Here is a 12,641-nt window from a genome sequence, read left to right as displayed (position 1 = left end):
CGTTCTCCTGATTTTTTTATTATGAAGCGCTGTGTTTTAGCGATTCTGTTCGCGCAAGATTAGCAGAACTGTGAGCTGGCTCTTATATTCAAATGGAATGGTTTATACCAAAAATGACTTTGGCGTTGATTTACTAATCAATCTGGTGATTTATAAAACGATTGAACTGCATTTGCAGGATAGTGATCATCTGCGAAGACCAGCGTATGACGTTGTTTTCCGGCATGGACTGTGGCATCCACACCGCCCAGGCAAACAACGCCATACATAAAAATCGCTCCAGTTGATTGCCTTTGCGCGGCGCCAGAATAGGCAGGCGGAAACGCCAGCGGCACGGCCACAGTAAGGGAACGCCTGCGGGGGTGAGCATATCCGCGACGATATGGCTTAAATAGCCGAGTACCATGCCTTGCAGCGCATCCGCCGGGATAATCCACGTATCCGGTACCTTGAGATAAAAGGTCGCCAGTAGGGCAAAGACCGCCAGCAGACTATGGGTAAACCCCCGGTGACCGAACGCGCGGGCGATCGGTTTCGATACCCATTTCAGGCGCTGGCCAAGAAAAGATTTGGGGTGGTCGATATCCGGCAGCAGACAGGTCAAAATAGCCGAAGGAATAATATGCCACCAGTCGCCGTGCGCAAGGACGGGCGTTAACTCGGCATTCTTGGCGAAAACCGCGCTGGCTATAGAAAAAAGAAGATGTCCTTCCGCCGTCATGATAAAACCCATTAAACTGTCAATTCATACAGTATAGGGTTTTTATACAGTAGGCGGAAGTGGTGACGTTGTAACTCTTTGTCTCTGTCAAAGCCGCTTGCCGTCTGGCTCAGCGGCTAATTGCCCGTTGACTTTGTTTCGGAAACATCTTAACCGAGTAGATGCGCCGTCGTCAGCTCTGCCAGCGAGTTAAGTTTGACATTCGCCAGCGCAAAGCGCGGATCATGCTGGTTTTCTTCTGCTGGCACCACAATGGCGCGCATTCGCGCCGCCTTTGCCGCGATTAAACCATTCACCGAATCTTCCAGCGCCACGCAGGTTAATGGATCAACGCCTAATTTGGCCGCACAATCCAGATAGACCTGCGGATGCGGTTTGCTGTAGGGCAATTTTTCCGCAGAGGCCAGCGCGTCAAAACTGTCGCGCAGTTCGAACATGGTGAGCACTTTTTCCAGCATATGCAGCGGCGATGCCGAGGCAAGCCCCACTAATAGCCCCTGCGCTTTACACAGCGCCACGGCCTCGCGCACACCCGGCAAAAGAGGGCGCGTCTCTTCGATAAGCGTAATCGCGCGGGCAATAACACGGTTTGTCACTTCCTGGCGATCGGGGCCGCTCCACGGTTGCTGCGCAAACCAGAGATCGACAACCATATCAATGCGTAGCCCAAGCGTGTCTGGCAGTTCATGGCGCCGAGTAATATCTACGCCTAAACTTGCCATCACGTCCAGTTCAGCGCGATCCCAGAGCGGTTCGGAATCGATCAGTAGTCCATCCATATCGAAAATTGCAGCAAGAATTTGGCGTGGGGTTGACATCACAACCTCTCCTGTTGAGATTAAAAAATAACAAATTAAGCGTTCATTATGACCATGTTCTTAGTATATCGCCCTTAAAGATCAGGCGAAAACGGGAATCAACAGGTAGACTTAGGCCAAAACGACGCGTCTTTATCAAGGGGAACTCATGACGTATCAACAAGCTGGACGCATTGCAATCCTAAAAAGAGTTGTAGGGTGGGTTATTTTTATTCCGGCACTGCTTTCCACGCTCATCTCAGTCCTTAAATTTATGTATGCGCACAGTGAAAAGCAGGAGGGGATAAATGCGGTAATGCTGGATTTTACCCACGTAATGATAGACATGATGCGCGTGAATACGCCGTTTCTGAATGTTTTTTGGTACAACTCGCCGACGCCGAATTTTCAGGGAAGCCTGAATATCGGTTTCTGGCTCATTTTTATTCTGATTTTTGTCGGGCTGGCGATGCAGGATTCCGGCGCCAGAATGAGCCGCCAGTCACGTTTTTTGCGTGAAGGCGTGGAAGATCAGTTGATCCTGGAAAAAGCAAAAGGCGCGGAAGGGCTAACGCGTGAGCAGATAGAGTCACGTATCGTGGTGCCGCACCATACCATCTTTTTACAGTTTTTCCCGCTCTATATTTTGCCGGTCATTATTATCGTGCTCGGCTACTTTTTCTTTTCCTTGTTAGGTTTCATGTAAACTGAAAAATGCCGGATAGCCCGTATCCGGCATGGGCTGTACCTATACCGCAAGCAGCCGATCCATCGCTTTTTGCGCAGTAGCCAGGTGCTGACCGCCAAACAGCCTTGCCCGATTAAGCAGGGTGTAGAGCTGGTAAATCGGCTGCCTGTCGAGAAAATCCAGCGGTAGCGGCGAAACGGACTGATAGCCGTCATAAATCTGCGGTGGCTGATCGGTATGCAGCGGCAGCATCGCCAGATCGCATTCTCTGTCGCCCCAATAGCAGGCTGGATCGAAGATATAGGGGCCGTCAGGGCCAAGCGCGCAGTTCGCCGACCATAGATCGCCATGCAAAAGAGAAGGCTGCGGTTGATGCGACGCCAGACGTTGCTGAACATGTTCAACAATGGCGTCAATATTACCAAAGGTAATGCCTTTTTCCGCGGCGAGTTCAAGCTGCCAGCCAATGCGCTGTTCGGCGAAAAAAGTCGACCAACGGCGTTGCCAGGTATTCGGCTGCGGCGTGGTAGAGAGCGCGTTATCAAAATCGAGGCCGAATTGAGGTTGGTCGCTCCATTGGTGCAGGCGCGCCAGCTGTTGCCCAAGAATAAACGCATTATGGGCATCCAGCGGGCGGGGCGAGAGGTAGTCCATGACTAAAAAGCTGTAATCCCGATCCGAACCTACCGCCCATACCTTAGGCACAACAACGGTTTTACTGCGGGAGAGCAGCTCCAGCTGATCGGCTTCTGCGGTAAAACCGCGGAGCATTTCTCGTTCATCGCACTTCACGAAAAAATCATGGCCTGCATAACGTAAATGCCATGCGGCATGAACTTCTCCGCCTGGCAGTTCATTACGCAGTTCGATTTCGCCTTCACCGACTTGCTCGCTTAAAAGACGACTGATAGCTTGCCACATAATGTCTCTCCCCACGTTGTCTGCCAGATCATAAGGTTAGCGCAAAAATGCGGTTGAAAAATACGAACTAACGCACATCGCGGACGCGCCGCGGCGGGAATGGCACTTATTGTGCGTTTTTACTCCACGCCTCCCAGGTCGCCACGGTAATGTCGACATCCTTATCTAACGCGCTTTTCGCAAGTCCGGCGACAAGCGCTTTGATTTCATCAGCGCTCTGAGCGCTAACAAAGCCAAACGTATTGGTGCCGAGCTCATGCACATTCCCTTCATCGTCCGTTAATGTCAGCAAAAAACCGCTACGCGTCAGATGGTTATTGAGTTCGTTAATCTCGGTCAGGGAATCTTCATGGAAGGTTACGGTAATAACATAACGGGTAATATCGCCACTGGCCATCGTTCACCTCGTTGGGAGCAACTGTGTTTTTAACAGCGGCGGATGCGCCGCCCGTTAACCGATTTTCCGGTATCCCCCTCGCCGAGGGGGATACGATTATTGCGCGGAAAGATAGGCGTATATTTTTTGGGTATCGTCACGGGAACACAGACGCGTACCTTGATTGAGCGTAGCGGCGCTGCCTGCCGCCACACCGAAGCGCACCATCTCTTCCAGCGACGCGTCTTGCGCCAGTTTTAACGTCATCGCGCCCACCATACTGTCGCCTGCGCCGACGGTACTTTGACTTTTCACCGGGGGAGGAACAACCTGGATGCAATTCTCACTGTCTATGCCCAGCGCCCCTTGCGGCCCCAGAGAGACCACTACCCGGCGAGCTTTGCCGCTTTGCACTAATTCCTGGGCAGCTTTACGCACATCATCAGGCTGCGTCAGATCGCGATTGACCAACGCGCTCAATTCTTTCAGGTTAGGTTTTACCAGTTCGATATCGCCAAGCGCCAGCGCGGCGGTGAGCGCCTCGCCAGAGCTATCAATAATGCAGCGAATGCCTTGCTTCTGCGCGGCGGAAATCAGTTGCGTGAGTTTCTCGACCTTAACGCCGGGCGGAAGGCTGCCGCTGATAACCAGAATTGCCCCGGATTCAATTTCCAGTACCTGTTCTTCAAGCTGGCGAAATTCGTCATCGTCCAGCGTGGCGCCGGGCATAACAAAACGATACTGTTCGCCGCTGGACTCGACGTGGACGTGCAGGTTCTGACGCGTCCAGTCCTTCGCATCGACGGTAGACACGGGGACATTTTCGTCAGCCAGTAGTGCGACCAGATGTTCGCCGGTAGCGCCGCCAGCCGGGAAAATGGCGGTCGCGGCGCCGCCAAGATGCGCAATGGCGCGAGCGACATTAATACCCCCGCCGCCGGGTTCGAATACCGGCGCGGAGCACCGCAGTTTACCTTCGGGATAAATTTGCGGCGTGATTGTTGCGCTATCGAGAGAGGGCGCAAGCGTCAACGTATAGATACGTACCATCGTTACCTCCTGTTAGGCTGATTTCAGTCTGGCACTTAATCTCCGGAAAGTGAAGGAATTAACAATATGATTTTCCGGATCTTTATTTAAAGAAGTACGATGTAAAGTTATATAAATAAATGAATGCTTCGGGAGGGTTCTTATTCAAAAAATGAAATAGTAATTGATTGCTATGTTATTCGGGGCTTCTTATAATTCGCTACCTTTCCAGGGGCGTTTGTCATTGATCCCTATGAAAGTTTCCGGGACCGTCGTGGTCTCTTTTTTAGTTGTACGGACTCTATATAAATGAAGCTTTTGAAGGCAGTACCCGCTGTAGTTATGCTGGCGGGTGGCGTGTTCGCGTCTCTGTATGCCGCCGCCGATGATTCCGTTTTTACTGTCATGGATGATCCCTCCACCGCGAAAAAACCTTTTGAAGGTAATCTGAATGCGGGCTACCTTGCTCAGTCAGGCAATACTAAAAGTTCTTCCTTAACGGCTGACACGGCGATGACCTGGTATGGACAACGTACCGCCTGGTCATTATGGGGCAATGCCAGCAATACCTCCTCTAATGATGAACGCTCTTCAGAAAAATATGCGGTAGGCGCGCGTAACCGTTTTAATATGACGGATTATGATTATACCTTTGGCCAGGCCAGTTGGCTGACAGACCGTTTCAACGGTTATCGTCAGCGCGACGTACTGACCGCCGGTTACGGGCGGCAGTTCCTTAATGGTCCAGTGCACAGCTTCCGTTTTGAATTCGGTCCAGGGGTTCGCTATGACGAACATACGGACGATACCACTGAAACGCAGCCGTTGGGTTATGCTTCCGGCAGCTATGCCTGGCAGTTAACTGACAATGCTAAGTTTACACAGGGGGTGTCAGTATTTGGCGCAGAAGACACCACACTAAATTCGGAAACAGCCCTCAATGTCGCCATTAACGAACATTTTGGTCTAAAGGTGGGGTATAATTTAACGTGGAACTCGCAGCCGCCTGAATCAGCGCCTGAACATACCGATCGCCGCACTACGGTAACGCTGGGCTATAAGATGTAATATTGCGCCGGGTTACGTTACGTAACCCGGTTATTCCGTGGTGACGCCTCAGAAGAAGAAGGTGATGTCGCCGTTGATATAAGAATAGTCGTCTCCGGTGCGAAATTCCGACGTAACTTTGTTTAAAGAAAGAGAAAATGCGACGGGAGAATAGCCGATGGTGGCACCGACGCGATATTCATCCACGGTTTTATTAATATCCACCGTTTCCATTTTTGTTTGCAGCGTTTTCCCCTGTAACGTGTAGTTTTTATCAACTTCCCTGCGCTCAACGCCAGCAAATACTTTATAGATCAATCCCTCTTTTTGAGTGTGTATTAACCCTCGGCGGGACAGTAACCCAAACCCATTATCAGAGTTGAAGGTCTTATCATTTCCCAGCGCAACGGTTGCGCCGTACCCCAAATACTGGAAGAGATTGCCGCCGACAGCAGAGACTTCTGGATAGAAGCCCACATTGACACCCAGAATATCAATAGCTGGCGTAAGGGAGACCATTCCTTTTGCCGTGTAACCATAACGGTTTTCAATTTGATCCTGCCAGGCAGGGTATTTTTCTGCGCCTATTATTCGATGCGCCCGATTCTGAACCTCCTGACCGCCTGCGTCAGGACCAATAACGCCGATATCGGTACCTAAACGATAACGTAACCAATTGGTGGCTAATGAATTCCACTCCAGTCCGGTATGAAGAAAGGCGCTGAACGCGCGGTCGCCTTTGACGGCTTCAGGCTTTCTCTTATTGGCGCCAGATGGAGAATAAATATCTTGCGCGATATGAAAAGAGAGTTGACTGGCGTCAGTGAGATCGTGGCTGTAGCCTAAAAAGAGCCCGGCAGTATAATCACCCCGGTCTGCAGCCTTGTGCCCGTAAAGGGCATTTAAGGATGGTTGAAATATACCTGCATCATCATTCGCCACTGAAATAGCAAGGCTACTGGCATTGGCCATTGTGGTCGTACTGAGTATGGCGGCAATCATCGTTGCGCAATAGCTGTATTTGTTCACTTTTTACCCCTGAATATGAAAGTGAATACTCTTATTTTTACAAAGTAATAAGCACAGCAGCATGATGCGCAGTGCTTATTAAACCTTTAAATATAACTAAACTCCTGCCAGCAGCGAGTCATTGAGAGGATACGTTGCCTTAATGTTGAAAAATGGTGTTAAAAAACATGCGCCAGATATTATTGAATATCCATTTTTCATTCGCTATCTGAGTGCGAGAAATTATTGGCTTCACGATTATGCATATAATACGATGTTTTTTGGTATCAACATGAATATCATGTTGTATTCTTTTGAGCTCATTTTCTTTGATGGCTTCGATGTTTATCTGTTATTAATTTTTACCGTGATAGTGTTGTCTTTAATGATGAGCGCATCTAACGGCTGGCAGGGTAATATAACCAAATTATTGCCATCTGAATTATTAGGGTAGTTATTATTAAGGAAGAAAAAATGAATAAAACCATTAATCTGCTAAAATTACTGCCCGTAGTATTATTAAGCGCATGTACTACATCGTATCCTCCCCAGGATACAACATCGGCACCCGAGTTACCCCATCGTAACGTACTCGTTCAGCAACCTGATAACTGTAGCGTTGGCTGTCCTCAAGGAGGAAGTCAACAAACAATCTATCGCCATGTCTATACGCTCAATAATAATAGCGCCACGAAATTTGCCAACTGGGTTGCCTATAGCGTGACAAAGACCAGCCAGGCAAGCGGTCGCCCGCGGAACTGGGCGCAGGACCCCGATTTACCGTCCTCGGATACGTTGGCCCCTTCGGCCTATAAAAATGCCCATACGCTATTAAAAGTCGACAGGGGACACCAGGCGCCGTTGGCAGGATTGGGCGGCGTTTCGGACTGGCCGTCGTTAAATTATTTATCGAATATTACGCCGCAGAAATCCGCCCTGAACCAGGGAGCATGGGCTGCACTGGAAAACCGGGTGCGCGAACTTGCCAAACAGGCTGATGTATCTGTAGTGCACGTAGTGACCGGCCCCCTTTTTGAGCGGCATATCGCCACATTGCCAGAAGATGCGACGGTAGAAATTCCCAGCGGGTACTGGAAGGTTTTATTCACCGGAACGGCGCCGTCAAAAAGTGAAGGAAATTACGCTGCGTTTATTATGGATCAGAATACGCCCCGTTCGGCGAATTTTTGCGACTATCAGGTTACCGTGGAGGCTATCGAACATAAAACGAAGCCAGTGCTGACGCTGTGGTCTGCTTTGCCTGAAGCGGTAGCCAGCGAGGTGAAAACAACAAAGGGGAGTCTGGCGCAGAAGTTAGGTTGTCGATGAGAAGCGCTATAGGGCGCGTAGAAAGATAACGGAGAAATCCTGTCAAGGGTCTTGATTTGCTACAGAGTGATGCAATCTCCCTTTTTTTAGTGTTACCATCATCATGCCGGACGAAAATAGCGATTTTCGTCTGTGTCGAAGGTTGTGCGCCAATTTAGCAATGGTTGGCTAGATGGATACACAACTCACTGTCAATAAATTCATTTTCTCTTTGTATGTGATCTTGCGTATGGGTCACCACTGCAAATAAGGATATTACATGCCTGTTATTACTCTTCCTGATGGCAGCCAACGCCATTATGACCACCCTGTAAGCCCGATGGATGTTGCTCTGGACATTGGTCCTGGCCTGGCGAAAGCCACCATTGCGGGCCGTGTGAATGGCGAGCTGGTTGATGCTTCCGATCTGATTGAAAATGATGCGACGCTTTCCATCATCACCGCAAAAGATGAAGAGGGTCTGGAGATCATTCGTCACTCTTGCGCGCATCTGTTAGGTCACGCAATCAAGCAACTTTGGCCGCACACGAAAATGGCGATCGGCCCGGTTGTCGACAACGGTTTTTACTATGACGTTGATCTTGACCGCACGCTAACTCAGGAAGATGTCGAAGCGCTCGAAAAGCGGATGCATGAGCTCGCCGAGAAAAATTACGACGTTATCAAGAAGAAAGTCAGCTGGCACGAAGCGCGTGAAACCTTCGTGAAGCGTGGTGAAAGCTACAAAGTTTCCATTCTTGATGAAAACATTGCTCATGATGACAAGCCAGGCTTGTACCATCATGAAGAATATGTCGACATGTGTCGTGGTCCGCACGTGCCGAATATGCGTTTCTGCCATCACTTTAAACTGATGAAAACTGCCGGCGCATACTGGCGCGGTGACAGCAATAATAAGATGTTGCAGCGTATTTACGGTACGGCATGGGCAGATAAAAAAGCCCTGAACGCTTATCTGCAGCGCCTGGAAGAGGCCGCAAAACGCGACCACCGTAAAATTGGTAAGCAGCTCGACCTGTATCATATGCAGGAAGAAGCGCCGGGCATGGTGTTCTGGCATAACGACGGCTGGACTATCTTCCGCGAGCTGGAGGTCTTTGTTCGTTCTAAACTCAAAGAGTACCAGTATCAAGAAGTTAAAGGCCCGTTCATGATGGACCGTGTGCTGTGGGAAAAAACCGGGCACTGGGACAACTATAAAGATGCGATGTTCACCACATCTTCAGAAAACCGCGAATATTGCATCAAGCCGATGAACTGCCCGGGCCACGTTCAGATCTTTAACCAGGGTCTGAAATCCTATCGTGATTTGCCGCTGCGTATGGCGGAATTCGGTAGCTGCCACCGTAACGAGCCATCAGGCGCGCTGCATGGTCTGATGCGCGTACGCGGCTTTACGCAGGATGATGCGCATATCTTCTGCACCGAAGAGCAGATCCGCGATGAAGTTAACGCTTGTATTCGTATGGTCTACGATATGTACAGCACCTTTGGCTTCGAGAAGATCGTCGTCAAGCTTTCCACTCGTCCTGATAAGCGTATCGGCAGCGATGAGATGTGGGATCGTGCTGAGGCGGATCTGGCGGTTGCGCTGGAAGAAAATAATATCCCGTTTGAGTATCAACTGGGTGAAGGCGCATTCTACGGTCCGAAAATTGAATTTACCTTATATGACTGCCTCGATCGTGCATGGCAGTGCGGTACAGTACAGCTGGACTTCTCCTTACCGTCTCGTCTGAGCGCCTCCTATGTAGGCGAAGACAACGAGCGTAAGGTGCCGGTAATGATTCACCGTGCGATTCTTGGGTCGATGGAACGCTTCATCGGTATCCTGACCGAAGAGTTCGCTGGTTTCTTCCCGACATGGCTCGCGCCTGTTCAGGTAGTCGTGATGAATATTACCGATTCGCAGTCTGAATACGTTAACGAATTGACGCAGAAACTACAAAATGCGGGCATTCGTGTAAAAGCAGACTTGAGAAATGAGAAGATTGGCTTTAAAATCCGCGAGCACACTTTACGTCGTGTCCCTTATATGTTGGTCTGTGGTGATAAAGAGGTGGAAGCAGGCAAAGTTGCCGTTCGCACCCGCCGCGGTAAAGACCTGGGCAGTCTGGACGTAAATGACGTGATTGAGAAGCTGCAACAAGAGATTCGCAGCCGCAGTCTTCAACAACTGGAGGAATAAAGTATTAAAGGCGGAAAACGAGTTCAAACGGCGCGTCCGAATCGTATTAATAGCGAAATTCGCGCGCAAGAAGTTCGCTTAACAGGTCTGGAAGGCGAGCAGCTTGGTATTGTGAGTCTGAGAGAAGCTCTGGAAAAAGCTGAAGAAGCCGGAGTAGACTTAGTCGAAATCAGCCCTAACGCCGAGCCGCCGGTTTGTCGTATAATGGATTACGGCAAATTCCTCTATGAAAAGAGTAAGTCTTCTAAGGAACAGAAGAAAAAGCAAAAAGTTATCCAGGTGAAGGAAATTAAATTCCGTCCTGGGACAGATGAAGGCGACTATCAGGTAAAACTCCGCAGCCTGATTCGCTTTCTCGAAGAGGGCGATAAGGCCAAAATCACGCTGCGTTTCCGCGGTCGTGAAATGGCCCACCAGCAAATCGGTATGGAAGTGCTTAATCGCGTGAAAGACGATTTGCAAGAACTGGCAGTGGTCGAATCCTTCCCAACGAAGATCGAAGGCCGTCAGATGATCATGGTGCTTGCTCCTAAGAAGAAACAGTAAGGCCTTCAAGTAACAATTCTGTGAAGCCTTCGGGCTTCACAGGTTTTGTTCGCCTATGTTTCGTTTATTAACAATGCGAAGTGGAAGTTATTAAAATGCCAAAAATTAAGACCGTACGCGGTGCTGCTAAGCGCTTCAAAAAAACCGGTAAAGGTGGTTTTAAGCACAAGCACGCTAACCTGCGTCACATTCTGACCAAAAAAGCGACTAAACGTAAACGTCACCTGCGTCCGAAAGCCATGGTTTCTAAAGGCGATCTGGGCCTGGTTATCGCGTGCCTGCCGTACGCATAAGCCGTTAACGTTTTTAACTTTTTAATTAGAATAGATACAGGAGAGCACATATGGCTCGCGTAAAACGTGGTGTAATTGCACGCGCACGTCACAAGAAAATTTTGAAACAAGCCAAAGGCTACTACGGTGCGCGTTCTCGCGTATACCGCGTTGCCTTCCAGGCAGTTATCAAAGCTGGTCAGTATGCTTACCGTGACCGTCGTCAACGTAAGCGTCAGTTCCGTCAACTGTGGATTGCGCGTATCAACGCAGCAGCACGTCAGAACGGTATTTCTTACAGCAAATTCATCAACGGCCTGAAAAAAGCCTCTGTTGAAATCGACCGTAAGATCCTGGCTGATATCGCCGTATTCGACAAAGTCGCGTTCACCGCGCTGGTTGAAAAAGCGAAAGCAGCTCTGGCATAAGCCAGTGAAAAGAGGGAGCCTGGCTCCCTCTCTTTTATTTACTGTTCAGTGAGTTGACAATTGACCTGTAACCCTTTTCAATAAAGGATATTCGGTTTTACCACATAAGGTAACGCAAGCATGAACGCTGCTATTTTCCGTTTCTTTTTTTACTTTAGCACCTGATCCCAGGAGGCTAGCGCGTGAAAAACGAAACGAAAAACAGCGCAAAAAAGCCTCCTGATGGAGGCTTTTTTTGTATCTGAAATCGAGAGATTACGTCCAATGAACCGGTGTCTTCACCGACACAATGAGGAAAACCATGTCACATCTCGCAGAGCTGGTTGCCAATGCAGCGGCCGCCATTAACCAGGCGTCAGATGTTGCCGCGTTAGACAATGTACGCGTCGAATATTTGGGCAAGAAAGGGCATTTAACCCTTCAGATGACGACCCTACGCGATCTGCCGCCGGAAGAGCGTCCGGCAGCCGGGGCAGTCATTAACGCCGCGAAAGAGCAGGTACAACAGGCTCTTAACGCGCGTAAAGCCGAGCTGGAAAGCGCAGCGCTTAACGCCCGTCTGGCCGCTGAAACCATCGATATCTCCCTGCCGGGGCGCCGTATTGAGAACGGCGGTCTGCATCCGGTCACGCGTACCATTGACCGTATTGAAAGTTTCTTCGGCGAGCTTGGTTTTACCGTGGCGACTGGCCCGGAAATCGAAGATGACTACCATAACTTCGATGCGTTAAACATTCCGGGTCATCATCCGGCCCGCGCCGATCATGATACCTTCTGGTTTGACGCGACCCGTCTGCTGCGGACCCAGACGTCTGGCGTTCAGATCCGGACGATGAAAGCGCAGCAACCGCCGATCCGTATTATTGCGCCGGGCCGTGTATACCGTAATGACTACGACCAGACGCATACTCCGATGTTCCATCAGATGGAAGGTCTGATTGTTGATACCAACATCAGCTTCACCAACCTCAAAGGTACGCTGCACGACTTCCTGCGTAATTTCTTTGAGGAGGATCTGCAGATTCGCTTCCGTCCTTCTTATTTTCCGTTTACCGAACCTTCTGCGGAAGTGGATGTGATGGGTAAAAACGGTAAATGGCTGGAGGTGTTGGGCTGCGGGATGGTGCATCCGAATGTGCTGCGTAATGTCGGTATCGATCCGGAAATCTATTCTGGCTTCGCTTTTGGTATGGGGATGGAACGTCTGACCATGTTGCGTTACGGCGTCACCGACCTGCGTTCATTCTTCGAAAACGATCTGCGTTTCCTTAAACAGTTTAAATAAAGGCAG

The 12,641-nt window shown here is 49.8% G+C and carries 16 protein-coding genes and 1 other annotated feature; of the genes, 10 read left to right on the top strand and 6 right to left on the bottom strand.

All coding sequences use genetic code 11. From position 1 onward, the window contains the following. Positions 1 to 133: 133 nt before the first annotated feature. Positions 134 to 733, bottom strand: coding sequence for a metal-dependent hydrolase (locus NA197_RS02215; RefSeq protein WP_000505804.1), 600 nt, complete (start codon positions 731 to 733; stop codon positions 134 to 136). Between the two features lie 137 nt (positions 734 to 870). Further along, positions 871 to 1,539 carry a hexitol phosphatase HxpB gene (gene hxpB, locus NA197_RS02210; protein WP_064000644.1) on the bottom strand — a complete coding sequence of 223 codons (669 nt, stop codon included), beginning with the start codon at positions 1,537 to 1,539 and terminating at the stop codon, positions 871 to 873. 148 nt (positions 1,540 to 1,687) lie between these two features. Here hxpB and NA197_RS02205 point away from each other — a divergent pair, with 148 nt between their 5' ends. Further along, positions 1,688 to 2,224 carry a YniB family protein gene (locus NA197_RS02205; protein WP_000222158.1) on the top strand — a complete coding sequence of 179 codons (537 nt, stop codon included), beginning with the start codon at positions 1,688 to 1,690 and terminating at the stop codon, positions 2,222 to 2,224. A 42-nt stretch (positions 2,225 to 2,266) separates the two neighbouring features. Here NA197_RS02205 and NA197_RS02200 read toward each other — a convergent pair whose 3' ends face one another. The 3 genes from NA197_RS02200 to pfkB form a co-directional block, all read right to left on the bottom strand. Beyond that, positions 2,267 to 3,127: a fructosamine kinase family protein gene (locus NA197_RS02200; protein WP_000267686.1), complete on the bottom strand. Its 861-nt coding sequence runs from the start codon at positions 3,125 to 3,127 to the stop codon at positions 2,267 to 2,269. 106 nt (positions 3,128 to 3,233) lie between these two features. Next, complete coding sequence (gene ghoS / locus NA197_RS02195; protein WP_000146133.1) at positions 3,234 to 3,524, bottom strand: type V toxin-antitoxin system endoribonuclease antitoxin GhoS; 291 nt, start codon at positions 3,522 to 3,524, stop codon at positions 3,234 to 3,236. Between the two features lie 96 nt (positions 3,525 to 3,620). Continuing rightward, entirely contained in the window at positions 3,621 to 4,553 is a 933-nt protein-coding gene (pfkB, locus tag NA197_RS02190) for a 6-phosphofructokinase II (protein WP_064043046.1), read from the bottom strand. Positions 4,554 to 4,841: 288 nt separating this feature from the next. On the opposite strand from pfkB, the gene NA197_RS02185 reads away from it, so the two are divergent. After that, positions 4,842 to 5,600, top strand: a complete 759-nt coding sequence (locus tag NA197_RS02185; RefSeq protein ID WP_000770981.1) for a DUF481 domain-containing protein — start codon at positions 4,842 to 4,844, stop codon at positions 5,598 to 5,600. 48 nt (positions 5,601 to 5,648) lie between these two features. Here the strand turns inward: NA197_RS02185 and NA197_RS02180 are convergent, their stop codons facing one another. Continuing rightward, on the bottom strand, positions 5,649 to 6,608 hold the full coding sequence (locus NA197_RS02180; RefSeq protein ID WP_001046434.1) for a lipid A deacylase LpxR family protein: 960 nt from the start codon (positions 6,606 to 6,608) through the stop codon (positions 5,649 to 5,651). A 142-nt stretch (positions 6,609 to 6,750) separates the two neighbouring features. On the opposite strand from NA197_RS02180, the gene NA197_RS02175 reads away from it, so the two are divergent. The 8 genes from NA197_RS02175 to pheS all read left to right on the top strand — a co-directional run bounded on the left by NA197_RS02175 (position 6,751) and on the right by pheS (position 12,635). Further along, positions 6,751 to 7,041, top strand: coding sequence for a hypothetical protein (locus NA197_RS02175; protein ID WP_023239557.1), 291 nt, complete (start codon positions 6,751 to 6,753; stop codon positions 7,039 to 7,041). Between the two features lie 20 nt (positions 7,042 to 7,061). Beyond that, positions 7,062 to 7,916, top strand: a complete 855-nt coding sequence (locus NA197_RS02170; RefSeq protein WP_064043045.1) for a DNA/RNA non-specific endonuclease — start codon at positions 7,062 to 7,064, stop codon at positions 7,914 to 7,916. A gap of 259 nt (positions 7,917 to 8,175) precedes the next feature. After that, positions 8,176 to 10,104, top strand: a complete 1,929-nt coding sequence (gene thrS, locus NA197_RS02165; protein WP_001144226.1) for a threonine--tRNA ligase — start codon at positions 8,176 to 8,178, stop codon at positions 10,102 to 10,104. Between the two features lie 3 nt (positions 10,105 to 10,107). Beyond that, on the top strand, positions 10,108 to 10,650 hold the full coding sequence (infC, locus tag NA197_RS02160; RefSeq protein ID WP_001574431.1) for a translation initiation factor IF-3: 543 nt from the start codon (positions 10,108 to 10,110) through the stop codon (positions 10,648 to 10,650). Between the two features lie 95 nt (positions 10,651 to 10,745). After that, a complete protein-coding gene (gene rpmI, locus NA197_RS02155; RefSeq protein WP_001124225.1) occupies positions 10,746 to 10,943 on the top strand; it encodes a 50S ribosomal protein L35 in 198 nt (65 codons plus the stop codon). A gap of 50 nt (positions 10,944 to 10,993) precedes the next feature. Continuing rightward, the gene (rplT, locus tag NA197_RS02150; RefSeq protein WP_000124850.1) at positions 10,994 to 11,350 is read left to right on the top strand and encodes a 50S ribosomal protein L20; all 357 of its coding nucleotides are present in this window, start codon (positions 10,994 to 10,996) and stop codon (positions 11,348 to 11,350) included. Positions 11,351 to 11,465: 115 nt separating this feature from the next. Beyond that, positions 11,466 to 11,589 (top strand) — a sequence feature (Phe leader region). After that, positions 11,471 to 11,515: a pheST operon leader peptide PheM gene (gene pheM / locus NA197_RS02145; RefSeq protein ID WP_001386830.1), complete on the top strand. Its 45-nt coding sequence runs from the start codon at positions 11,471 to 11,473 to the stop codon at positions 11,513 to 11,515. Its footprint overlaps the feature before it by 45 nt. Before the next feature lie 62 nt (positions 11,590 to 11,651). After that, positions 11,652 to 12,635 (top strand): phenylalanine--tRNA ligase subunit alpha, encoded by a 984-nt coding sequence (gene pheS, locus NA197_RS02140; RefSeq protein WP_000018570.1) that lies wholly within the window; start codon positions 11,652 to 11,654, stop codon positions 12,633 to 12,635. Positions 12,636 to 12,641: the final 6 nt, after the last annotated feature.

Source organism: Salmonella sp. NW884 (assembly GCF_051700745.1).
Taxonomy (GTDB): Bacteria; Pseudomonadota; Gammaproteobacteria; order Enterobacterales; family Enterobacteriaceae; genus Salmonella; species Salmonella enterica.
This window is presented reverse-complemented; position numbering and strand designations above follow the sequence as displayed.

Bases quoted from the DNA above. Each gene is read 5' to 3' on its own strand.
- NA197_RS02215 (WP_000505804.1), bottom strand. From the start codon at position 733: ATGGGTTTTATCATGACGGCGGAAGGACATCTTCTTTTTTCTATAGCC.
- hxpB (WP_064000644.1), bottom strand. From the start codon at position 1,539: ATGTCAACCCCACGCCAAATTCTTGCTGCAATTTTCGATATGGATGGA.
- NA197_RS02205 (WP_000222158.1), top strand. From the start codon at position 1,688: ATGACGTATCAACAAGCTGGACGCATTGCAATCCTAAAAAGAGTTGTA.
- NA197_RS02200 (WP_000267686.1), bottom strand. From the start codon at position 3,127: ATGTGGCAAGCTATCAGTCGTCTTTTAAGCGAGCAAGTCGGTGAAGGC.
- ghoS (WP_000146133.1), bottom strand. From the start codon at position 3,524: ATGGCCAGTGGCGATATTACCCGTTATGTTATTACCGTAACCTTCCAT.
- pfkB (WP_064043046.1), bottom strand. From the start codon at position 4,553: ATGGTACGTATCTATACGTTGACGCTTGCGCCCTCTCTCGATAGCGCA.
- NA197_RS02185 (WP_000770981.1), top strand. From the start codon at position 4,842: ATGAAGCTTTTGAAGGCAGTACCCGCTGTAGTTATGCTGGCGGGTGGC.
- NA197_RS02175 (WP_023239557.1), top strand. From the start codon at position 6,751: ATGTTGAAAAATGGTGTTAAAAAACATGCGCCAGATATTATTGAATAT.
- NA197_RS02170 (WP_064043045.1), top strand. From the start codon at position 7,062: ATGAATAAAACCATTAATCTGCTAAAATTACTGCCCGTAGTATTATTA.
- thrS (WP_001144226.1), top strand. From the start codon at position 8,176: ATGCCTGTTATTACTCTTCCTGATGGCAGCCAACGCCATTATGACCAC.
- rpmI (WP_001124225.1), top strand. From the start codon at position 10,746: ATGCCAAAAATTAAGACCGTACGCGGTGCTGCTAAGCGCTTCAAAAAA.
- rplT (WP_000124850.1), top strand. From the start codon at position 10,994: ATGGCTCGCGTAAAACGTGGTGTAATTGCACGCGCACGTCACAAGAAA.
- pheS (WP_000018570.1), top strand. From the start codon at position 11,652: ATGTCACATCTCGCAGAGCTGGTTGCCAATGCAGCGGCCGCCATTAAC.